Origin of the sequence: Streptomyces sp. NPDC001796, assembly GCF_042892355.1 — a bacterium.
Lineage (GTDB): Bacteria > Actinomycetota > Actinomycetes > Streptomycetales > Streptomycetaceae > Streptomyces.
On record NZ_JBIAUC010000016.1, the window covers coordinates 82,504 to 103,816 of the forward strand.

20 protein-coding genes are annotated in these 21,313 nt (G+C 72.0%); 16 read left to right on the forward strand and 4 right to left on the reverse strand.

The genetic code is table 11. The annotated features are described in order from the left end of the window. Positions 1-27 precede the first annotated feature (27 nt). The 3 genes from ACFYZE_RS27025 to ACFYZE_RS27035 all read left to right on the forward strand — a co-directional run bounded on the left by ACFYZE_RS27025 (position 28) and on the right by ACFYZE_RS27035 (position 3,176). Positions 28-984, forward strand: a complete 957-nt coding sequence (locus ACFYZE_RS27025; RefSeq protein WP_388999190.1) for an aldo/keto reductase — start codon at positions 28-30, stop codon at positions 982-984. An 81-nt stretch (positions 985-1,065) separates the two neighbouring features. Further along, positions 1,066-1,617 (forward strand): TetR/AcrR family transcriptional regulator, encoded by a 552-nt coding sequence (locus ACFYZE_RS27030; protein WP_388999193.1) that lies wholly within the window; start codon positions 1,066-1,068, stop codon positions 1,615-1,617. After that, positions 1,614-3,176, forward strand: coding sequence for an MFS transporter (locus tag ACFYZE_RS27035; RefSeq protein WP_388999196.1), 1,563 nt, complete (start codon positions 1,614-1,616; stop codon positions 3,174-3,176). The genes ACFYZE_RS27030 and ACFYZE_RS27035 overlap by 4 nt, the downstream gene beginning before the upstream one ends. 24 nt (positions 3,177-3,200) lie before the next feature. Here ACFYZE_RS27035 and ACFYZE_RS27040 read toward each other — a convergent pair whose 3' ends face one another. Beyond that, entirely contained in the window at positions 3,201-3,890 is a 690-nt protein-coding gene (locus tag ACFYZE_RS27040) for a lysophospholipid acyltransferase family protein (protein ID WP_388999199.1), read from the reverse strand. 324 nt (positions 3,891-4,214) lie between these two features. Here ACFYZE_RS27040 and ACFYZE_RS27045 point away from each other — a divergent pair, with 324 nt between their 5' ends. From ACFYZE_RS27045 to ACFYZE_RS27055, 3 genes are all read left to right on the forward strand, one after another. Continuing rightward, positions 4,215-5,408 carry a glycerophosphodiester phosphodiesterase gene (locus tag ACFYZE_RS27045; RefSeq protein WP_388999202.1) on the forward strand — a complete coding sequence of 398 codons (1,194 nt, stop codon included), beginning with the start codon at positions 4,215-4,217 and terminating at the stop codon, positions 5,406-5,408. An 88-nt stretch (positions 5,409-5,496) separates the two neighbouring features. Beyond that, positions 5,497-6,003 (forward strand): RNA polymerase sigma factor, encoded by a 507-nt coding sequence (locus ACFYZE_RS27050; protein WP_388999205.1) that lies wholly within the window; start codon positions 5,497-5,499, stop codon positions 6,001-6,003. Between the two features lie 45 nt (positions 6,004-6,048). Beyond that, a complete protein-coding gene (locus ACFYZE_RS27055) occupies positions 6,049-6,546 on the forward strand; it encodes a GNAT family N-acetyltransferase (RefSeq protein ID WP_388999208.1) in 498 nt (165 codons plus the stop codon). A gap of 37 nt (positions 6,547-6,583) precedes the next feature. On the opposite strand, the gene ACFYZE_RS27060 is transcribed toward ACFYZE_RS27055, so the two are convergent. Beyond that, complete coding sequence (locus tag ACFYZE_RS27060) at positions 6,584-7,015, reverse strand: hypothetical protein (RefSeq protein WP_388999211.1); 432 nt, start codon at positions 7,013-7,015, stop codon at positions 6,584-6,586. A gap of 1 nt (position 7,016) precedes the next feature. Then, entirely contained in the window at positions 7,017-7,376 is a 360-nt protein-coding gene (locus tag ACFYZE_RS27065; protein WP_388999214.1) for a hypothetical protein, read from the reverse strand. Between the two features lie 475 nt (positions 7,377-7,851). Between ACFYZE_RS27065 and ACFYZE_RS27070 the strand changes: the two genes are divergently transcribed. From ACFYZE_RS27070 to ACFYZE_RS27105, 8 genes are all read left to right on the forward strand, one after another. After that, positions 7,852-8,886, forward strand: a complete 1,035-nt coding sequence (locus tag ACFYZE_RS27070) for a methionine ABC transporter ATP-binding protein (protein WP_388999217.1) — start codon at positions 7,852-7,854, stop codon at positions 8,884-8,886. Then, positions 8,883-9,620: a methionine ABC transporter permease gene (locus tag ACFYZE_RS27075; protein WP_388999220.1), complete on the forward strand. Its 738-nt coding sequence runs from the start codon at positions 8,883-8,885 to the stop codon at positions 9,618-9,620. Before ACFYZE_RS27070 ends, ACFYZE_RS27075 begins: the two co-directional genes overlap by 4 nt. Positions 9,621-9,699: 79 nt before the next feature. Beyond that, the gene (locus tag ACFYZE_RS27080) at positions 9,700-10,533 is read left to right on the forward strand and encodes a MetQ/NlpA family ABC transporter substrate-binding protein (RefSeq protein WP_388999223.1); all 834 of its coding nucleotides are present in this window, start codon (positions 9,700-9,702) and stop codon (positions 10,531-10,533) included. 166 nt (positions 10,534-10,699) lie between these two features. Further along, positions 10,700-11,338, forward strand: a complete 639-nt coding sequence (locus ACFYZE_RS27085) for a GNAT family N-acetyltransferase (RefSeq protein WP_388999226.1) — start codon at positions 10,700-10,702, stop codon at positions 11,336-11,338. A gap of 127 nt (positions 11,339-11,465) precedes the next feature. Further along, entirely contained in the window at positions 11,466-12,674 is a 1,209-nt protein-coding gene (cbiE, locus tag ACFYZE_RS27090) for a precorrin-6y C5,15-methyltransferase (decarboxylating) subunit CbiE (protein ID WP_388999228.1), read from the forward strand. A 343-nt stretch (positions 12,675-13,017) separates the two neighbouring features. Then, positions 13,018-16,722 carry a nicotinate-nucleotide--dimethylbenzimidazole phosphoribosyltransferase gene (gene cobT, locus ACFYZE_RS27095; RefSeq protein WP_388999231.1) on the forward strand — a complete coding sequence of 1,235 codons (3,705 nt, stop codon included), beginning with the start codon at positions 13,018-13,020 and terminating at the stop codon, positions 16,720-16,722. Between the two features lie 146 nt (positions 16,723-16,868). Beyond that, positions 16,869-18,101 (forward strand): uroporphyrinogen-III C-methyltransferase, encoded by a 1,233-nt coding sequence (gene cobA, locus ACFYZE_RS27100; protein ID WP_388999234.1) that lies wholly within the window; start codon positions 16,869-16,871, stop codon positions 18,099-18,101. 63 nt (positions 18,102-18,164) lie between these two features. After that, complete coding sequence (locus ACFYZE_RS27105) at positions 18,165-18,983, forward strand: TrmH family RNA methyltransferase (RefSeq protein ID WP_388999237.1); 819 nt, start codon at positions 18,165-18,167, stop codon at positions 18,981-18,983. A gap of 97 nt (positions 18,984-19,080) precedes the next feature. Here ACFYZE_RS27105 and ACFYZE_RS27110 read toward each other — a convergent pair whose 3' ends face one another. Continuing rightward, positions 19,081-20,391 (reverse strand): serine/threonine-protein kinase, encoded by a 1,311-nt coding sequence (locus tag ACFYZE_RS27110; RefSeq protein ID WP_388999400.1) that lies wholly within the window; start codon positions 20,389-20,391, stop codon positions 19,081-19,083. A gap of 196 nt (positions 20,392-20,587) precedes the next feature. Between ACFYZE_RS27110 and ACFYZE_RS27115 the strand changes: the two genes are divergently transcribed. Further along, positions 20,588-20,863, forward strand: a complete 276-nt coding sequence (locus tag ACFYZE_RS27115) for a hypothetical protein (protein ID WP_103840858.1) — start codon at positions 20,588-20,590, stop codon at positions 20,861-20,863. 199 nt (positions 20,864-21,062) lie between these two features. Beyond that, entirely contained in the window at positions 21,063-21,269 is a 207-nt protein-coding gene (locus ACFYZE_RS27120) for a hypothetical protein (RefSeq protein ID WP_103840860.1), read from the forward strand. The last annotated feature ends 44 nt before the right edge of the window (positions 21,270-21,313 follow it).

The following is a 21,313-nucleotide window of genomic DNA, read 5'->3' on the forward strand; positions in this document are numbered from 1 at the left end:
GGCTTCGCTCGAGCAGGGGAGACCCCAATGGCCGCCGCCACCACGGCCGCCGCGCACATCGGACTCGGACTGGCCGCCGTCGGCCGCCCGGGCTACATCAACCTCGGCCGTGACCGGGACCTTCCCGCCGACCGCACCGTCGACGCCCTGCGCGGGCGCACGCATGAACTCCTGGACGCCGCCTACGCGCAAGGCGTCCGCTACTTCGACGTGGCCCGCTCCTACGGCCGGTCGGAGGAGTTCCTAGCCGAGTGGCTGTCCGCCCGCCCCGGCATCGACGACGTGGTGGTCGGCAGCAAGTGGGGCTACACCTACACCGCGCAGTGGACCACCGACGCCGAACAGCACGAGGTCAAGGACCACGGTGTCGCCACCTACGAGCGGCAGCGCGCCGAGACCGCCGCTCTGCTCGGCGACCGGCTCGACCTCTACCAGATCCACTCCGTCACCCCTGACAGCCCGGCCCTGACCGACAAGGAACTCCACGCCCGGCTGGCCGAGGCCGCCGCGCAGGGGCTCACCATCGGTTTCTCCACCAGCGGCCCGGCGCAGGCCGACGCGATCCGCGCCGCGCTCGCCGTGACGGTCGACGGCGAGCCCCTCTTCCGTACCGTCCAGTCCACGTACAACCTGCTGGAGACCTCCGCCGAGCCCGCCCTCGCCGAGGCCCATGAGGCCGGGCTCACGGTGATCGTCAAGGAGGGCATGGCCAACGGACGGCTGGCGGACCCGTACGCGCCGGACGCCCTGAAGGCCGTGGCGGGCACGATGTCCCTCGGCTGCGACGCGGTCGCCCTGGCCGCGATCCTGCGGCGGCCCTGGGCGGGCGTCGTCCTCTCCGGCGCGGCAACCGCCGGCCAGCTCGCCTCGAACCTGCACGCCGCCGCCGTCGACCTCGACGAGGACCAGCTGGCCCGCCTCGAGACGCTCGCCGAGGACCCGCGCGCGTACTGGGAGCGGCGCGGGCAGTTGCCCTGGCGCTGACATCACGGCCGAGGTCGACGCTGGTGAGACGCGTATGCCTGGCATGAGACAATGATGTCTCATATGGTTTATGATTGTCTCATGGCCGTCGACCGTGACCACGTGCTGCGCAGCGCAGCCGCCCTGCTGACCCGCAAATCCACCGCGACCATGGACGAGGTCGCCAAGGCGGCCGGAATCAGCCGGGCCACGCTGCACCGCCACTTCGCCGGGCGGGAGGCGCTCGTGCGGGCCCTGGAGGTGCTCGGTATCGCAGAGTGCGAGGTGGCGCTGGACGTGGCCCGGCTGGACGAGGGCTCGGCGGCCGACGCCGTACGCAGGCTCGTGCGCGAGATCCAGCCCGCGGCCGGGCTGCTCGCCTTCCTCTACGGCGAGAACCAGCTGTGGGAGGGCGAGGGCCAGAACGAGGGCTGGTTGCGGATCGACACCCGGATCACCGAGGTCTTCCTGCGCGGCCGCCACAGCGGCGAGTTCCGCGTCGACCTGCCCCCTGCCTGGCTCACCGAGGCGCTGTACGGACTGATCGCCTCGTGCGCCTGGGCCGTACTGGACGGCCGTGTGGCCGCCAGGGACTTCCCCGACATGATCGCCGAGCTGTTGCTCGGCGGCGCCCTACGGAGAGAGGAGCCATGACCAGCACCCTGCAGCACGGGGGTGCCCCCTGCTCGCGCGAAGCCGGGAGCTCGGGGGAGAGGACGCCGCAGGCGGAGAAGCGCCAGGGCCGGTGGCTCGCACTCTGCGTCCTCGTGCTCGCCGTGCTGCTGGTGGCCGTGGACGCGACCGTCCTCGGCCTCGCGACCCCCTTCATCAGCGAGGACCTCAGGCCCTCGGGCACCCAGCTCCTGTGGATCGGCGACGTCTACTCCTTCGTCATCGCCGGTCTGCTCGTCTCCATGGGCAGCCTCGGTGACCGCGTCGGCCGCAAACGCCTCCTGCTCGGCGGCGCCACGGCCTTCGGCGCGACCTCCGTCCTGAACGCCTACGCCCAGTCGCCGGAGACGATGATCCTGGCCCGGGCGCTCCTCGGTGCCGCGGGCGCGACCCTGATGCCCGCCACGCTGGCCCTGATCCGCAACATCTTCCACGACCCGCGTGAGCGCAGCCTGGCCGTCGGCGTCTGGGGCGCCACCGCCTCGGCCGGCACGGCGGTCGGCCCGATCCTCGGCGGTCTGCTGCTCGAGCACTTCTGGTGGGGCTCGGTCTTCCTCATCAACCTGCCGGTGATGGCGGTGCTGGTCCTGGTCGGCATCAGGACGCTGCCCGAGTCGCGCGACCCGCACCCGGGGCCGTGGGACCTGCCGAGCGTCATCCTGTCGCTCGTCGGGATGATCGGCGTGGTGTACGCCGTCAAGGAGGCGGCCGCCCACGGATTCTCCTGGCCGGCCATGGGCGCCGGGCTCCTCGGTGCCGCCGCGCTGCACGGCTTCGTACGCCGGCAACTGACGCTGCCGGTCCCGCTGCTGGACATGCGGCTGTTCCGGCGCCGGGGCTTCAGCGGTGCGGTGCTCGCGGACCTGCTGACCGTGCTCGGCATGTCCGGACTGGTCTTCTTCCTCTCCCAGTACCTGCAACTCGTCCAGGGCATGCGCCCGTTCGAGGCGGGTCTCGCCGAACTGCCCGCCGCCGTCGGCGCGGTGGCGGCGGGCCTGGTCGCGGGCGCGGCGGCCCGGCGCTTCTCGGTACGGGCGGTGGTCTCGGGCGGGCTCGCCGCGGTGGGCCTGGCGCTGGCCGCACTCACCGTGCTCGACCGGACCACGGGCTACTCGCTGATCGGCATCGCGCTGCTGGTCGTGGGCGTCGGCGCGGGCCTGTCGTTCACCGTCACCGCCGACGTGATCCTCGCCGGCGTGCCCAAGGACCGGGCGGGCGCCGCCTCCGCGGTCTCGGAGACGGCGTACGAACTCGGCGCGGCCCTGGGCATCGCCCTGCTCGGCTCGATCGTCACAGGCACCTACCGGAACTTCCCGGCCCCGGCCGGCACCCCGGCCCAGGCACACGCGTCACTGGGCGGCGCGGTGGAAGCGGCGGCGAACCTTCCGCCGGCCACCGCCCAGGCACTGCTGACGTCGGCCCGCGAGGCGTTCGTCGAGGGCCTCAGATGGGCGACGGGTGCCGGAGCGGTGATCCTGCTGGCGACGGCGGTGGCAGCGTGGTTCCTGCTCCGTGGCCAGCGGCTGGAGAGTACGTCGTGAGCCGTCGGGGCCGCGCCCTCGCGGCTACGCCGCCTTCGCCTTCGTGGCGTACATGTCCACGTACTCCTGCCCCGAGAGCCGCATGACCTCCGTCATCACGGAATCGGTGACGGCCCGCAGCACATAGCGGTCCCGATCCATCCCCTCGTACCGGGAGAACTCCATCGGCTCACCGAACCGCACGGTGACCCGCCCGGGACGGGGCATCCCCCGCCCGCCGGGCTGCAGCTTGTCCGTGCCGATCATCGCGAACGGCACCACGGGGGCCCCGGTCATCAGCGTCAGCCGCGCGATACCGGTGCGCCCCCGGTACAGCCGCCCGTCGGGCGAGCGCGTGCCCTCCGGGTAGATGCCGAAGACCTTGCCCTCCTCCAGCACCCGGCGCCCGGTCATCAGCGCGGCCACACCGCCGCTCGCGCCGTCCCGGTCGACCGGGATCATGCCGACGCCCGTGAAGAACCAGGCCATCAGCCGGCCCTTGAGGCCCTTGCCCGTGACGTACTCGTCCTTGCCGATGAAGAACACCTGCCGCTTGGTCACGATCGGCAGCACGATGGAGTCGATGAACGTCAGGTGGTTGCCGGCCATGATGACCGGGCCGTCGGCCGGGATGTGCTCCGCGCCTTCCACCTGTGGGCGGAACATCAGGCGCATGATCGGTCCGAGCACTGCCTTGATGAGCGCGAAGCGGGACAACGGGCCCTCCGGTGTCAAGGGAAGCGGTATGAGTCTGTGCAGGTGAGGACGATACTCGTGACGACCGGCCTGGCGCACACCGGGTTCACCGAGTGGATACGCGTCATTGACGAGTGTTTACCTGCGATGGCGGTTTTGTTGCACGTTCGTCATCCGCCGGACGGGTGTGGCGCACGCCGCACCAACGGTTGACGGGCCGTCAGTCCGGGTATCCGCCAACGCCGTCACCATGCACACAGGAGGACGGCCCCCGTCCGCCGCGCGTTCCCGCACACGTCTCCCGGCCGTCACTCGTCCGCACCTACGATCGAGCCGTTTCGACGGGTGTGGCGAGAGGAACACATGAGCGCGCAGGAGTCTTACGGGCAGGGGCAGGGGCAGGGGCAGGGGCAGAGGCAGAGGCAGGGGACGGGCCGGCGGGCGCTGCTCGGGGCCGCGGTGCTCGGCGCCGGCGGAGCGGTCCTCGGACTGCCCGGCGTCGCGCGAGCGGACGCGCGGCACACGGGCGGCGGACTGAAGGGCCTGCCCGTGCCGACGATCATCGGTCACCGCGGAGCCAGCGGCTACCGCCCCGAGCACACGTTCGGCTCCTACAACCTGGCGCTCGACCTGGGCGCCGACATCGTGGAGGCCGGTGACCTGGTGCCCACCAGGGACGGCCACCTGGTGTGCCGGCACGAGCCGGAGATCGGCGGGACCACCGACGTCGCCGACCACCCCGAGTTCGCCGACCGCAGGAAGACCAAGGTCCTGGACGGTGTCTCCACCACCGGCTGGTTCACCGAGGACTTCACGCTCGCCGAGCTGAAGACGCTGCGCGCGATCGAGCGCATCCCCGCCATCCGCCGGCACAACACCCTCTACAACGGCCGCTGGGAGATCCCCACCTTCGAAGAGGTCCTGAAGTGGCAGGACGAGCAGACCCGCAAGCGCGGCAAGCAGGTGTGGATCTACCCCGAGACCAAGCACCCCACGTACTTCCGCAAGCAGGGTCTCGACATGGAGCAGTTGCTCTCCAAGGCACTGCGCAAGCACGGCAAGGACCGGAAGAACTCACCGGTCGTCATCCAGTCCTTCGAGCCGAGCAGCATCCAGCGCCTGAACAAGCTCGTCGACAATCCGCTCGTGGTGCTCCTGTCCGGCGCGAACACCCGCCCCTTCGACTTCGTCGAGTCGGGCGACCCGCGCACGGTCGCCGACCTCATCACCCCGAAGGGCCTGAAGGAGATCGCCTCCTACGCCCAGGGCATCGGCCCCACCCTCGACCTGGTCATCCCGAAGGACGCGAAGGGCAACCTCACCAAGCCCTCCACTCTGGTCGCCGACGCGCACGCCGCGGGCCTGATCCTGCACCCGTACACGATGCGCGACGAGAACACCTTCCTGCCCGCGAACTTCCAGAAGGGCACCGACCCGACGGCCTACGGCGACGTCTTCGGCGCCTTCCGGACGTACTTCGCGACCGGCATCGACGGCGTGTTCACCGACAACGCCGACACCGGCGTCCTCGCCCGCGAGGACTTCCTGCGCGGCTGAGCGGTCGACACGCGCCACGGGTACCCCGTCGAGGTGACTCCCGTCCGCCCCGGCAACCCGCCGCCGGGGCGGACGCGTCCCGTCGCGTATGAGGCACGAGATGGTCAGCACCCTGCGTCCGCTGCTCGCCGCCGAGGCGTCGGCGGAGGCGCACGCGGCCGGGATGGAGCCGAGCGATCTGGAACAGGCGGTGTGGCTACGGCTCCTGGAGCGGCTGGAGACCGACCGGCCGCTCGCCGACCCGCAGGAATGGCTGCGCCGGGCGGTGCGCCTGGAGGCACGCCGCGGCCGACGCGCCGTCCGCCTCGAACTGCCGTACAGCGGTGAGCCGGCCGACGACACCCGACCCGGCCCCGAGCAGCAGGCGCTCCTCGCGGCCCGCCGCAGGGCACTGCACGCCGCCGTACGCCGCCTGCCCGGCCGGTGTCCCCGCCTCATGGCGGCGTTGCTCTCCCCGCACGACCTGACCTACCGGGAAATCGCAGGGGAGTTGGGTATCTCACAAGGGAGTCTTGGTCCGGAACGCTCCAAATGCCTGGGATGTCTGCGGCGATTGCTCGCGGCGGAGGTTGCGGCGTCCGAACCGCGGGGATAGGAGTGAGGGACGACCGGTGATCAGGTGAGCGGGAGGCGTGCGCACATGGGCATGAGCGTGACCATCTCTGTGGCGACCGAGCAGGACGCCGAGCAGATCTTCAGGCTGCAGTACCTGTGCTTCCAGAGCGAAGCCGCGCTGTACGGCAACTACCGCATCGACCCGCTCGTCCAGACCCTGGACTCGGTCCGCGAGGAAGTCGCCTCGGACTGCGTCTTCGTGGCGCGGCTGGGCGAGGAGGTGGTCGGCTCGGTACGCGGCCGCGTGACGGAGGACGGGGCCGCGTCGATCGGCAAGCTCTGCGTCCACCCGCGGCTGCAGGGCCACGGCATCGGCGCCCGGCTGCTGCGCGCGGCTGAGGCGGCACTGGTGGAGCGGCACGGCGCGAAGAAGTTCCGCCTCAGCGCCGGGCACCGCAGCGAGGGCAACCTGCGCCTGTACCGCCGGGTCGGCTACGAGACGGTGGGCACGGCTCAGGGAGCGGACGGCGTACCGATGATCGTCCTGGAGAAGCCGGCGAGTACGTACGCCACGACGGCGTAGGGCAAGAGCGCCCCGAAAGGGGCGCGTCCCGCCGGGCTCAGGCCGCCTCAGCCTGACGCGCGGCCCCCTTACGCAACCAGTACACGGCCGACAGCGGCAGCAGCACCGGAATGAAGATGTACCCCATGCCGTAGTCCGACCACACGGTCGCGTCGGGAAACGCGGACGGCTCGACCAGGGTCCACGTCCCGACGGTGAGCACACCGACCAGTTCGGCCGCACAGCACACCAACGCCGCCCGGCGGGCCGTCTCGCCGCCGCGCACCAGCGAGTACGTGATGAATCCGTAGACGACGCCGGCGACCGCGGACAGGGAGTACGCGAGCGGAGCCTTGTCGAACTGCGTCGAGATCTGTACGACCGACCGCGACACCGCCCCGACCACCATCACCCCGTACAGCCACACCAGCAGCATGCCGGGCCCGCCGATGAGCCGCGTCCTGCCCGGCTTCTCCTGCGTGGCCGTCATCTCAGCCTCCCCAGATGTCATAGAGCCGCACCTCCAGCACGGCGAGGACCACACCGCCGGCCGCGACCGTCACCGAACCCCACCGTGTGCGCTCGGCCAGCGACATGAAGCCCGCCGCCGGTACGCACGCGAAGGCGCCCAGCAGATACGCCACGAAGATCGTCGTGCCCTGCGCCGGCTTCTCGCCCCGCGCCAGCTGGACGATGCCGACGACCAGCTGGACGAGGGCCAGCAGCGTCACCACGGCCATGCCGATGAAGTGCCAGTCCTTTGTGGGCTGATCACGGTACGCGGCCCAGCCGCACCAGGCGGCGAGCAGCAGCGCGGCGACACCGGTCGCCAGCGTCAGGGCATCAAGCATGCCGTGACCCTATTACGGGCCAAAAGCACTGATGTCCCCGCCCCCGTGGCCGGACGCGGCCCCGCCCCCGCGGCCGGCCACGACGCCGCCCCGCCGGCCGTGGCGTTGACCACAACCGGCGCGATCCGTCCGCTATTCGGACAGTCGTGTCAGGTCCCGCTCCGGCGTCTGCTTTACTTGCATCCATGACCACGACGAGCTGCCGCACTGTTGCGACCGAGGCGACCATGACGCCCGGTGCTCGTTGTATGTGTCGAATGTGCGCCTGCTAGAGGGCCCCCGCACCACCCAGAGCCTCGCGCCCCGAAGCGAGACCGCCGTGGAATGTCCGTACGCACGCGTCGTACGCGACTGACCTCCCGCGCACACGTTCTCCCCGGTTCCATCGCCCTTGCGAGAACCGTGCCGCGTTGCCATGCACGCACCCGTGCCCGGCGCACACCCACGCCCTGCACTCGACAGTGACGGAAACCCAGTGATCACCACATCGGGCCTGACCAAGGTCTACCGTTCGCGCGGCCGCGAGGTGACCGCCCTCGACGGCGTCGACCTGCACGTACGCGAGGGCGAGGTGTACGGCGTCATCGGCCAGTCCGGCGCCGGCAAGTCCTCGCTCATCCGCTGCGTCAACCTCCTGGAACGCCCCACCTCCGGCACGGTCACCGTGGCCGGACAGGACCTGACCGCGCTCGCCGGCCGCGGACCACGCGCCGGCAGGGAGCTCCGCTCGGCGCGCAGCCGGATCGGCATGGTCTTCCAGCACTTCAACCTGCTGTCCTCGCGCACTGTCCAGGACAACGTCGAGCTGCCCCTGGAGATCCTCGGCAAGTCCGGGAAGGAACGTTCCCGCAAGGCCCTCGAGCTCCTCGACCTCGTCGGTCTCGCCGACAAGGCAAAGGCCTACCCGGCCCAGCTCTCCGGCGGCCAGAAGCAGCGCGTCGGCATCGCCCGCGCCCTCGCCGGCGACCCCAAGGTGCTGCTCTCCGACGAGGCGACCAGCGCCCTCGACCCGGAGACCACCCGTTCCATCCTCCAGCTGCTGCGCGACCTCAACCGGCAGCTCGGCCTGACCGTCCTGCTCATCACCCACGAGATGGACGTCGTCAAGAGCGTCTGCGACTCGGCCGCCCTCATGGAGAAGGGCAGCATCGTCGAGTCCGGCACGGTCGGCGAACTGCTCGCCACCCCCGGCTCCCACCTGGCCTCCGCTCTCTTCCCGGTCGGCGGCCGGGCATCCGGCGACGACCGGACCGTCGTCGACGTCACCTTCCAGGGCGAGGCCGCCACGCAGCCCGTCATCTCCCAGCTGTCCCGCACCTACAACATCGACATCTCGATCCTGGGCGCCGCCATCGACACCGTCGGCGGCCTCCAGGTCGGCCGGATGCGCATCGAACTGCCCGGCCGCTACGAGGACAACGTCGTGCCGATCGGGTTCCTGCGCGAGCAGGGCCTGCAGATCGACGTGGTGGGCCAGGAGGCCCCGCTGGTGAAGGAAGGTGCCAAGTGACCTGGTCCGAGATGCAGCCCCTGCTGTCCCAGGCCTCCTGCGACACCCTCTACATGGTCGGCTGGTCCACCCTCATCGCCGTGGTCGGCGGCCTGCCGCTCGGCGTGCTGCTGGTGCTGACCGACCGTGGCGGACTGCTCCAGAACATCGTGGCCAACAAGGTCCTCGGGCAGGTCGTGAACATCGCCCGCTCGATGCCGTTCATCATCCTGATGGTCGCGCTGATGAACTTCACGCGCTGGGTCACGGGGACGACGATCGGCCGCGAGGCCGCCATCGTGCCGCTCGCCATCGGCGCCATCCCGTTCTTCGCGCGCCTCGTCGAGACGGCTGTCCGCGAGGTGGACGGTGGTCTAGTCGAGGCCGTGCAGGCGATGGGCGGCAACACCTGGACCGTCGTGCGCAAGGTCCTGGTGCCGGAGGCCCTGCCCTCCCTGATCTCGTCCGCGACCACCACCGTCGTCGCCCTCATCGGCTACTCCGCCATGGCCGGCACGGTCGGCGCCGGCGGGCTCGGCGACATCGCCATCCGCTACGGCTACCAGCGCTTCGAGACCCAGCTGATGTGGATCACCGTGGCGGTCCTGGCAGTCGTCATCTCGCTCATCCAGTTCGCCGGAGACTTCGCGGCCCGCGCCCTGCACCGCCGCGGCGGCCGCTCCGGACCGGTGCCGAAACTGCGGCTGCTGAAGGCGAAGGAGCCCGCGGCGGCCGATGTGAGCAAGGTCGCCTGAGCCACACCAGGCCCACTACCACCCGAACTCCCCGTGAACCATGACGGGGTCGCACCACCCATAAGGAAAGGCACTTTTCGTGCGTAACACCGCCAAGATCACCACCGCCGTCCTCGCCGTGGGAGCCCTCACCTTCGGGCTCAGCGCCTGCGGCTCCGGCAAGAGCAGCTCCGCCTCCTCCGGCTCCGACGGCCCGCTCATCGTCGCCGCGAGCCCCACGCCGCACGCCGAGATCCTCAACTTCGTCAAGGACAACCTGGCGAAGAAGGCGGGCCTCGACCTTCAGGTCAAGGAGTTCACCGACTACGTCACGCCGAACACGGCGACCGAGGACGGGTCCGTCGGTGCCAACTACTTCCAGAACCAGCCGTACCTCGACGACTTCAACAAGAAGAACGGCACCCACATCGTGCCCGTCGTGACGGTGCACCTGGAGCCGCTCGGCCTGTACTCCCACAAGATCAAGAAGGCCGACGAGCTGAAGAGCGGTGCGACCGTCGCCATCCCGAACGACACGGTCAACGAGGCGCGTGCGCTCAGGCTGCTCGACGCCAACGGGCTCATCACGCTCAAGAGCGGCGTGGGCAACGAGGCGACCCCGCAGGACATCGCCAAGAACCCGAAGAACCTCAAGTTCAAGGAGCTGGAGGCGGCCCAGACGCCGCGTTCCCTGGACGACGTGGACGCCGCGGTGATCAACGGCAACTACGCCATCTCCTCCGGCCTCAAGCCCGCCAAGGACGCCCTCGTCCTGGAGTCCGCGAAGAACAACCCCTACGGCAACTTCCTCGCGGTCAAGAAGGGCAACGAGAGCGACCCCCGGGTCAAGAAGCTGGCCAAGCTCCTCGTCTCGCCCGAGGTCAAGAAGTTCATCCAGGACAAGTACCAGGGATCGGTCATCGCGTCCTTCTGATCCCGTTCACCGACTGCCGTCGGCGCCGCGTACACCGCGTATCGCCACGCACGGGGTCCGCTCCCTCACCGGGTGTGGACCCCGTGGTGCGTTTCTGTGCCTCCATGCTGCATGCTGGGCAGTTCAGCAGGCCCTGACGGTTTTTCGAAGGTTACGGAGCGGCGCAATGACGAGCACCTTCCCCAACGTCTCCATCAGCACGGAGCGTTTGGTCCTGCGCCCTCTCGACGAGGACGACGTCCCCGCGCTGGCCGAGATGATGAACGACGAGCTGGTCGGCGCCTGGACCGACGTGCCCCAGCCGTTCACCGAGGAGGGCGCCCGCACCTGGATCACCGAGTACGCGCCGGCCGAGCGTGCCGCGGGCCGAGGCCTCGACCTCGCCGTCACCGAGTTCCTCACCCAGCGCCTGGTGGGCGTCATCCAGCTCACCAGGACGAACTGGCATGTGCGGTCCACCGAACTGTCGTACATCATCGCGCCCTGGGCACGCGGCGAGGGCTACGCCTCCGAAGCCGCGCTCGCGACCGCCCAATGGCTCTTCGGCGACCAGAACTTCGAGCGGATCGAACTGCGCACCGCGGCGGACAACACCGCCTCCCAGCAGGTCGCCCAGAAGATCGGCTGCATCAGCGAGGGGGTCCTGCGCAACGCCTGCATAGCGCACGTCCGTGCGGAGGACGGCACCTGGACGGACGTACGGACCGACTTCATCGTGTGGAGCCTGCTGCCGGAGGACCTCGACGGGGTCAGCGACGAGCTGGCCGACACGGGGGGTTTCACGTCGTTCCCCAACTGGAACTGACAGCGAGGGACCGCTCCCACGGACCGAGCCCGGGGCGAGTGCACCCGGCCGAACGGGATACCCTCACGGAGCCCGCCGTGCGGGCTGCCCCTGAACGACCTGCGCGAAAACCTGGAGACTGACGACGATGGCCGACCGGGTCACGGTGATCGGCTGGGACGGCTCGCCGCTGACCGCCGCGGCGCGCTCCGCCCTCGGGGCCGCCACGCTCGTCGCGGGCGCGGCCCACCACCTCGCCCTTCCCGAAGTGCCCCCGGCCGCCGAGCGCATCCGCCTCGGCTCTGTCGCCCTCGCCGCCCGCCGTATCGCCGCCCACCGCGGCACCGCCGTCGTCCTCGCCGACGGCGACCCGGGCTTCTTCGGTGTCGTACGCACCCTGCGCGCCCCCGAGTACGGCCTGGAGGTCGAAGTCGTCCCCGCCGTCTCCTCCGTGGCCGCGGCCTTCGCACGCGCCGGGATGCCCTGGGACGACGCACAGGTGGTCGTCGCACACCGCCGCACCCTGCGACGCGCGGTCAACGTATGCCGCGCCCACGCCAAAGTCGCGGTCCTCACCTCACCGGGCGCCGGACCCGCCGAGCTGGGACTGCTCCTCGACGGCGTCCACCGCACCTTCGTCATCTGCGAGGAACTGGGCACCGAACGCGAACAGGTCACCGTCGTCACCTCGGAGAAGGCCGCCGACCACACCTGGCGCGACCCCAACGTCGTCATCGTCATCGGCGGACCCGTCAGCGCGGCCGACGGCGGCTGGATCGCCGGCCGCGACCCGGGCGCCGGACCGCGCGGCTGGGCCCTGCCCGCCGAGGCGTACGGTGGGGGACTCGGCGAAGGGGAAACGGATCTGCTGCGGGCCGCCCAACTCGCCCGCCTAGGGCCCCGGGTGGGCGACCTGGTGTGGGACATCGGCAGCGGCAGCGGCGCGTTCGCGGTGGAGGCCGCCCGCTGCGGGGCCGCCGTCATCGCCGTCGACCAGGACCCCGACGCGTGCGGCCGTACCGCGGCCGCCGCACGCCACTTCGGCGTCCAGCTCCAGGTCGTGCACGGCACCGCCCCGCACATCCTGGAGAACCTGCCCGAACCGGACGTCGTCCGCGTCGGGGGCGGGGGAGCGGCGGTCGTCTCCGCCGTCGCCGACCGCCGCCCGCAGCGCATCGTCGCCCACGCCGCGACCCGCGACGCGGCCGAACTCGTCGGCAGGGACCTCACGGAGCACGGCTACGACGTCGAGTGCGCCCTGCTGCAGTCCGTCGAACTCGACACGCGGGCCTGGACGGAGAAGGAGCGGAGCGTCGCGTTCCTGCTCAGCGGCCGATTGACCGAACGCTCCCCGTGATCCGGTTGTCGTACCGGCGCGGTAGGCTGGCCGACCGTCGTACCGTACTCGGGTGATCCGGCATTCATCAGTCAATGTCCGGAAAGCGCACCTCTTTTGGGGTGGAGGCGGTACGGCCGGACCGGAGGGCGCGCAACGTGGCGCAGTCCACAGCGGGCCGTCGCGGATCACCCTGTCGCGACGGCGGGACGACCGGGACAATGCCGTTCAATGGCTTTGTCGTCATTGTGGGCGGGTCGTTCGTGCCGCTGGGCACGCACGCTCGTTCTTCACTGCGGGCGGTCGGCGCGCCGTTCCGGGCCAGCTGGTCGTAGAAGCACTAACCGATGGGCGAGGGGTACGCATGACCGACACCGGCCAGGTCCCGGGCGAGGGGCTGCCGGAGAACGCAGGCATGGTGGAGCAGCCGGGCGTCCTCGCGCCGGGCGCGTACACCTACCTCGACCCTTCCGACAGCGCTCCCGAGGACGACGACCTGCTCCTGATGCCGGGCCAGCAGGGCGCGTGGGGCAACGAGATGCCGCAGCACGCCCCGGCTCCGGCGCCGTATCCCCACGAGCCCGGTCCGCACGAGGCGGCCGGCCGGGACAGCGGCTCCATCGACGTCGGCGCGGTCCGTACGCAGCCTCCGGCGCCGGCGCCGCAGTCGGCGCCGCGCCGCCCGCTGCACCTCGGCCCGCCCATCCCGGACACCTCGGCGAGCCCGGTGCGCACGCTCTCCGACCGCGGTCCGGCGGACGCCCCGATGCGCGCCTCCGGGCCGCCCACGACCGGTCCCGAATACCTCGACGTGCCGCAGCTGGGGGACAACTCCCCGCAGGGAGCGGTCCCCTGGGGGCCTCCTCCGCAGCAGCACACCGTGCCGCCGGTGGGCCCCGAGGGGACGGCGGCAGAAACGGTCTTTCCGGCACCGGCGCCCGAGCCCGCGCCGACGGTTCAGCCGACCGCCGCGCCGGTCGCCCCGGAGGCCGCGCCCGTGACCGCCGAGACCGCGCCGGAGGCCCAGCAGGACTCCGGCCCGCTGGTCGACTCGGAGCCGCAGCAGGCGCCGCAGCCGACGCCGGAGGCCCCGCAGGCCGCGCACGCCGTGCCGGCCTCGGAGGACGCGCACGCCGTGCCGGCCCCGGAGGGCGCGCTCGGCATGCCCGAGGAAGGCCGGGCCGAGGTGGCCGACGACGCCGGACACGTCCTGCCGGACGGCGCGCCGGACGACGGCTCGCAGGGCGACGCCTGGCAGGGCGACGGCTCGCAGGGCGACGCCTGGCAGGGCGACGGCTCGCAGGGCGACGCCTGGCAGAGCGGCGGCCCGCAGGGCGACGCCTGGCAGAGCGGCGGCCCGCAGCATCCCGGAGCCGTGGCGGCGCCGGATGCCGCACCGGTGCAGGCGGGGATCCCCGCCGGGCTCGCCCCCCAGGTCCCGGACGTCGTGCCCATGGCGGATGCCACCCCGGACTTCGGGGCCGTATCGCCCGTGGACGGCGAGCCGCACTCCGGCGCGGCCGCGCCCGCGGCCGAAGCGGGGCCGGCCCAGCAGGCCGCGGAGGCCCACGTCCCGGCGCCCACCACCCACCCGACGGCTCCCGCCGAGGACCACGAACCCGTCGCCGACGCCCCGGCCGAGGAGGAGGTCCACGATCCGGGCCAGGCCCCGGCCGAGCAGGTCCACGACCCGAGCCGGACCCCGGCCGCCGCACCGGCGCCGGACGAGCACGCGATTCTGGCGGACACCGAGGCCCGGACTCCTGACACCTCCGTACCCTTCGCCGAGCCCGCGCCGCAGCAGGGCCCCGAGGAGGTGCAGCCCGAGGGCGCCGAGTCCGCGCAGGCCGGGCCGGTGGTCGGAGCCGCCCAGGCGCACGGCGAGCAGGAGGCGGGCGGCGATCCGGCCGCCGTACCCGGTGTGCCCGCCGACGCCTTCGGCGTCCCGGCCGATGCCGCCGGTGTGCAGGCCGACGCGCCCGTGGAGCCCCAGGCGGACCAGTCGTTCGGCCGCTTCGTGCCCGTCGAGGGCACCGTGCCGACCACGCCGCACCTGGCCCCCACCCCGCCGCACGCCCTGACCGTGCCGCCCCTGCCCGCCCAGGAGCAGCCGTCCGCCGAGGAATCCGCTCCGGCGGTCGCCCAGCAGGAGGAACCGGCGGTGCAGGAGCCCGTCGCCATGGTTCCCGGCCCCCGTGAGGGCGAGGCGCCCGCTTCCGAGCCGCACGCCGAGGACCCGGAGACCGTAGTCGCACAGCAGGCGGACGACCTCGACACCCGGGCCGCCGACCAGGAAGAGAGCACGGCCGCCGTGGAAGACGCACGACAGTCCACCGGCCCGGCGGCGCCCGGATACGACGACGCCGAGCGCGAGGCCGTCCTGCGCGTGATGCGCGAGCGCCGCGACATCCGCAACGGCTTCCGCAGCGACCCCATCCCGCACGACGTGCTGCTGCGCGTCCTGGAGGCCGCCCACACGGCGCCCTCCGTGGGCCACTCCCAGCCCTGGGACTTCGTCGTCATCCGCTCCGCCGAGACGCGCCGCACGATGCACGAACTGGCCATGCGCCAGCGCGAGGCGTACGCCAAGTCGCTGCCCAAGGGCCGGGCGAAGCAGTTCAAGGAACTGAAGATCGAGGCCATCCTCGACACACCGGTGAACATCGTGGTCACCGCCGACCCCACCCGGGGCGGCCGTCACACCCTCGGCCGGCACACCCAGCCGCAGATGGCGCCCTATTCCTCCGCGCTCGCCGTCGAGAACCTGTGGCTCGCGGCCCGCGCCGAGGGCCTCGGGGTCGGCTGGGTCAGCTTCTTCGACGAGCGGGAGATGGTCCGCGCCCTCGGGCTGCCCGAGCACCTGGAGGTCGTGGCGTACCTGTGCGTCGGGTACGTCGACGAGTTCCCGGAGGAGCCCGAGCTGATGCAGGCGGGCTGGTCCAAGCGCCGCCCGCTGTCCTGGGTCGTGCACGAGGAGACGTACGGCCGTCGCGCGCTGCCCGGCGAGGAGCCGCACGACCTGCTCGCCGAGACCGTCGCCGGCATCCGCCCGCTGGACGCCAAGGCGCTCGGCGAGGCCTGGGAACGGCAGAAGCGGATGACCAAGCCCGCGGGCGCCCTCGGCATGCTGGAGATCATCTCCGCGCAGCTGTCCGGCCTGTCCCGGCAGTGCCCGCCGCCGATCCCGGAGCCCGCGGCCGTCGCCATCTTCGCGGGTGACCACGGTGTGCACGCCCAGGGCGTCACCCCCTGGCCCCAGGAAGTGACGGGCCAGATGGTCGCCAACTTCCTCGGCGGCGGAGCGGTCTGCAACGCCTTCGCGGGCCAGGTCGGTGCCGAGGTCTGTGTCATCGACGTGGGCGTGGCCGCCGACCTGCCGGCCACCCCCGGCCTGCTGCCGCGCAAGGTCCGCGCCGGCACGGCCGACATGACGACCGGCCCGGCGCTCACCCGCGAGGAGGTCAAGCAGGCGATCGAGGTCGGCATCGAGACGGCCCGCGACCTGGTGGCGGCCGGGAACAAGGCACTGCTCACCGGCGAGATGGGCATCGCGAACACGACGGCCTCGGCCGCCCTGATCGCCGTCTTCACGGACACCGACCCGTCCGAGGTGACGGGCCGCGGCACCGGCATCAACGACGAGACGCTGGCCCGCAAGACCGAGGTCGTGCGCCGCGCCATCGAACTCCACCAGCCGGATCCGGCCGACCCCATCGGCGTCCTGGCGGCGTTCGGCGGCCTGGAGCACGCGGCGATGGTGGGCCTGCTGCTCGGCGGCGCGTCCCTGCGCACGCCGGTCATTCTGGACGGCGTCAGCGCGGGCGCCGCCGCCCTGGTGGCGCGCGCCATCGCCCCCGAGGTGCTCGCGGCGTGCATCGCAGGCCACCGCAGCGCGGAGCCGGGCCATGTGGCCGCCCTGAACAAACTGGGTCTTCGCCCCCTGGTCGACCTGGACCTCCGCCTGGGCGAGGGCACGGGCGCCCTGCTGGCCCTGCCGCTGGTCCAGAGCGCGGCGAGGGCGATGCACGAGGTGGCGACGTTCGACTCGGCGGGGGTCACCGAGAAGTAGCAGGACTCCACGTCCGCGTGCAGGGGTGGCTCAGCCTTCGACCAGGTGAGCCGCCCCTGATGTCCGCACCATAGAATCCGCACGTCGGGCCCCTCCAAAGCCGCAGAGGCCGCCGTCCCCACCGCCGCACGAGGAGCCGCACCTCCATGGCCGAACACCCCCCGTACCCCGTAGGGCTCCGCCTGGCCGGACGCCGCGTCGTCGTCCTCGGCGGCGGCCAGGTCGCCCAGCGCCGCCTCCCGGCGCTCATCGCGGCAGGCGCGGACATCGTCCTCGTCTCACCGGCAGCGACCCCCTCGGTCGAGGCCATGGCGGACGCGGGCGAGATCACCTGGGAGCAGCGCCCGTACGAGGACGGCGACCTCGCGGACGCCTGGTACGCCCTGATCGCCACCAGCGACCCCGATGCCAACTCCCGGGCCTCGGCGGAAGCGGAGGCGAACCGGGTGTGGTGCGTCCGCTCCGACGACGCCGACGCGGCCACCGCGTGGACCCCCGCCACCGGGCACAGCGAGGGCGTCACGGTCGCCGTGCTCACCACCGAGGCCAGGGGACGCGACCCCCGGCACACCGCCGCCATCCGTGACGCCGTGGTGGAGGGGCTGCGCGACGGCACCCTGGTCGCCCCGCACCACCGCACCCGCACCCCCGGTGTGGCGCTCGTCGGCGGCGGCCCCGGCGACCCGGACCTGATCACCGTCCGCGGGCGGCGGCTGCTCGCCGAGGCGGACGTGGTCATCGCCGACCGTCTCGGCCCCCGCGACCTGCTCGCCGAACTCCCGCCGCACGTCGAGGTGATCGACGCGGCGAAGATCCCGTACGGCCGTTTCATGGCCCAGGAGGCCATCAACAACGCGCTGATCGAGCACGCCAAGCAGGGCAAGTCGGTCGTGCGCCTGAAGGGCGGCGACCCGTACGTCTTCGGCCGCGGTATGGAGGAGGTGCAGGCGCTCGCCGAGGCGGGCATCCCTTGCACGGTCGTCCCGGGCATCTCCAGCTCGATCTCCGTGCCGGGCGCGGCCGGCATTCCCGTCACCCACCGCGGTGTCGCACACGAGTTCACGGTGGTCAGCGGGCATGTCGCCCCTGACGACGAGCGTTCGCTGGTCGACTGGCCGTCCCTGGCGAAGCTCACCGGCACGCTCGTGATCCTCATGGGTGTCGACAAGATCGGGAAGATCGCCGAGACGCTCGTCGCCCACGGCAAGGCGCCCGACACCCCCGTCGCCCTGGTCCAGGAGGGCACGACGGCCGCCCAGCGCCGGGTCGACGCGACGCTGGCGACGGTCGCGGAGACCGTGCGGGAGAAGGACGTGAAGCCCCCGGCGGTCATCGTCATCGGCGAGGTCGTGACGGTGGGGCCGAGGCCGGTCGAGTAACCCGGGGTAACACGTCCCGTTCCAGCCGTTGGCACCGTTCCTTGGACAAGGCAGTATCACCCTGTGGCCGATCTCATCACCGTTGAGGACCCCGACGACCCGCGCCTCACCGACTACACGGGTCTTACCGACGTGGAGCTGCGCCGCAAGCGCGAACCCGCCGAGGGACTGTTCATCGCCGAGGGCGAGAAGGTCATCAGACGGGCCAAGGCGGCCGGTTACGAGATGCGTTCCATGCTGCTGTCCTCGAAGTGGGTCGACGTCATGCGGGACGTCATCGACGAGCTCCCGGCCCCGGTGTACGCGGTCAGCCCGGAACTGGCCGAACAGGTCACCGGCTACCACGTGCACCGGGGTGCGCTCGCCTCCATGCAGCGCAAGCCGCTGCCGACGGCGGACGAACTCCTCGCCTCCGCCCGCCGGGTCGTGATCATGGAATCCGTGAACGACCACACCAACATCGGCGCGATCTTCCGCTCCGCCGCCGCCCTCGGCATGGACGCGGTCCTGCTGTCGCCCGACTGCGCCGACCCGCTGTACCGGCGCAGCGTGAAGGTGTCCATGGGCGCGGTCTTCTCGGTGCCGTACGCACGCCTCGACACCTGGCCGAAGGGCCTGGAGTCGGTCCGCGAGGCCGGCTTCACGCTCCTCGCGCTCACCCCTGACGAGAAGGCCAAGACCCTCGACGAGACGGCTCCGCACAAGATGGACCGGGTCGCGCTGATGCTCGGCGCGGAGGGCGACGGGCTGTCCACCCAGGCGCTGGTCGCCGCGGACGAATGGGTCCGCATCCCCATGGCCCACGGCGTCGACTCCCTCAACGTGGGCGCGGCGGCGGCGGTCGCCTTCTACGCGGTCGCCACCGGGCGTCCCCAGTCCTAGGGCCCGCCCTGCCTTCGGGTCAGCCGGGTCGGCCGCCGGTCAGCCATGTCGGCCGCCGGTCAGCTTGGCCGGCCGCCGGCCGGCCGTCTGTGGCCGGTCAGCCGTCCCGGTCGAGCGAGCTGTGGTACTGCTCGGCCATCAGGTCGCCGGTCAGGGGCGCGTACGACTGCTCCGGTCGTACGTCCTTGCGTACGCGTCCGTCGTCCATGCCGCGCGCCGGTCCCTGGCACCCCTGGGCCGCCGCGATGCCCAGCGCCACCAGCAGCGTGACCACCACGAACACGAAGATCCGCTGGCGCAGCAGCCGCGGGTTGGCCGGGCGCCGCCCCGTCCCGGTGGTGCGGGGCGCCGGCCGCCCGGCGCCGCTGCGCGATGTGGGCCGGCCGCCGGAGCGGGTCGAGGTCCCGCGCTGCGCGGGCGTCGGACGCGACCCCGGCCGGGAGCCGTTGCTGCGGGGCGGGGGAGTACCCGGCCCCTGCGGGCGGCGCACGGTGCGCTGCTCCGCGTACTGCTGCGCGAGCCGCCCCGACGGCCGGTCCGCCTCGCCACGCCGGTCGGACGGCCGCACGTCCGTGAGGCCCTGGGTCTCCCGGGCCGCGATCTCCTTGAGCCGGAGCGAGAGTTGGAGGGTGCTCGGCCGTTCGTCGGGGTCCTTCGCGAGGCAGGCGCGGACGAGCGGAGCCAGAGCGTCCGGCACGCCGTGCAGCTTGGGCTCCTCGTGCACGACGCGGTAGAGCATCACCTCGGAACTGCCGTGTCCGAAGGGCGAGTCCCCGGTCGCCGCGTACGCCAGCGTGGCGCCCAGCGCGAACACGTCCGTGGCCGGCGTGACGGCCGCCCCCCGCACCTGCTCGGGGGCGAGGAAGCCGGGCGACCCCACGGCCGTGCCGACGTGGGTGAGGGTCGAGGCACCGGTCGCCCAGGCGATGCCGAAGTCGATGATCCGGGGCCCCTTCGGGGACAGCAGGATGTTGGACGGCTTCAGATCCCGGTGCACGACCCCGGCCTCGTGCACCGCCACAAGACCCTCGGACAGGGCGGCCCCGACGGCGGCCACCTCGGCGGCCGTGAGGGGGCCCTCCTCGGCGACCTTGTCGTGCAGCGACGGCCCGGGCACGTACTGCGTGGCGAACCATGGGCGATCCGCCTCCAGATCGGCGGCCACCAGCCGCGCCGTACACCCACCACGAATCCGCCGTGCCGCCGAGACCTCACGTGCGAACCGCGACCGGAACTCCTGATCCTCCGCGAGATCCGGCCGGATCACCTTCAGCGCGACCCTCTGGCCCCGCTTGTCGGAGCCCAGGTAGACGACGCCCATCCCGCCCGCGCCGAGCCGCCGGTGAAGCCTGAACGAGCCGACGACACGCGGGTCCTCACGCCTCAGGCGCATCATCGCCATGTCCATCCCCGCTGCCCGGTCCGTTTGACGAGCCACAGCTTACGTTTCCACAGCCGGGTGCGCGCAGAGGCCGCGCCCTCTCGCCCCGATCGATTGTCAGTGCCCCGTGGGAGACTTGAGAGGTGGTCAGGACAGACGCGAGCAGGTCAGCAGTGCGCTGTCCATGATCCCAAACACCCGCTGGGGAAGGGGGATTGAACCCGTGAAGGGTGATCGTGTGGAGATAGTCGTGGACGCGGGGGACACGACGCGTACGTACGAGGTGGTGGCGAGCAGGGCGGGCCGCCGGGTGGAGACGGCGGTACGCAGGGGGGTGGTGGAAGTGAGCGAAGTCACGCGTTCCGGTACGGTCGTCCGTACCGCCCGGTTCATGGCGAACCGGGTGCTGGCGCTGGTGGAGCAGCCGGTTCCGAGGGAGGACGGCTCGGAGCAGAAGGGGCACACCGGGCGCCCCCTCCGGGAAGACCCTGAGACCTAGGACCTCGTCTCCACCCAGGGGAGTACGCCGCAGGTCATCGCTCCTCCTCGGGGAGGCCAGGGAATCGATACGAGGGCATGACGACCGGGGGTCGCCCGAAGCCTAGATTTGAGGTCAAGCGGCGGGTGCAGCACTCGTCCCCCGAGGTCAGGCACCCGCCGCTGCCAACGACAACAGCACCACGGTCAGGAGAGGGACCATGGCCCACACGGCACCGCGGACACTGATCCGCACGCAGGGGCGCAGGGCGTACGCCGCGTTCGGCACCCGCCGCCAGGGCCGCCGCCACCCCCTGGTGGCGACCGCGATGGTCCTCCCCCTGGCGGCCCTGCTCGTGTACGCCTTCGGCGGCTGGGATGCAGTGGTCACACAAGCGTCGTCCGTGGGCGTGATGCTGGGGCGCTGAGCGGCGCCCCAGGCCCGGAAGAGCGGTCCGGGCGGGGACATCCA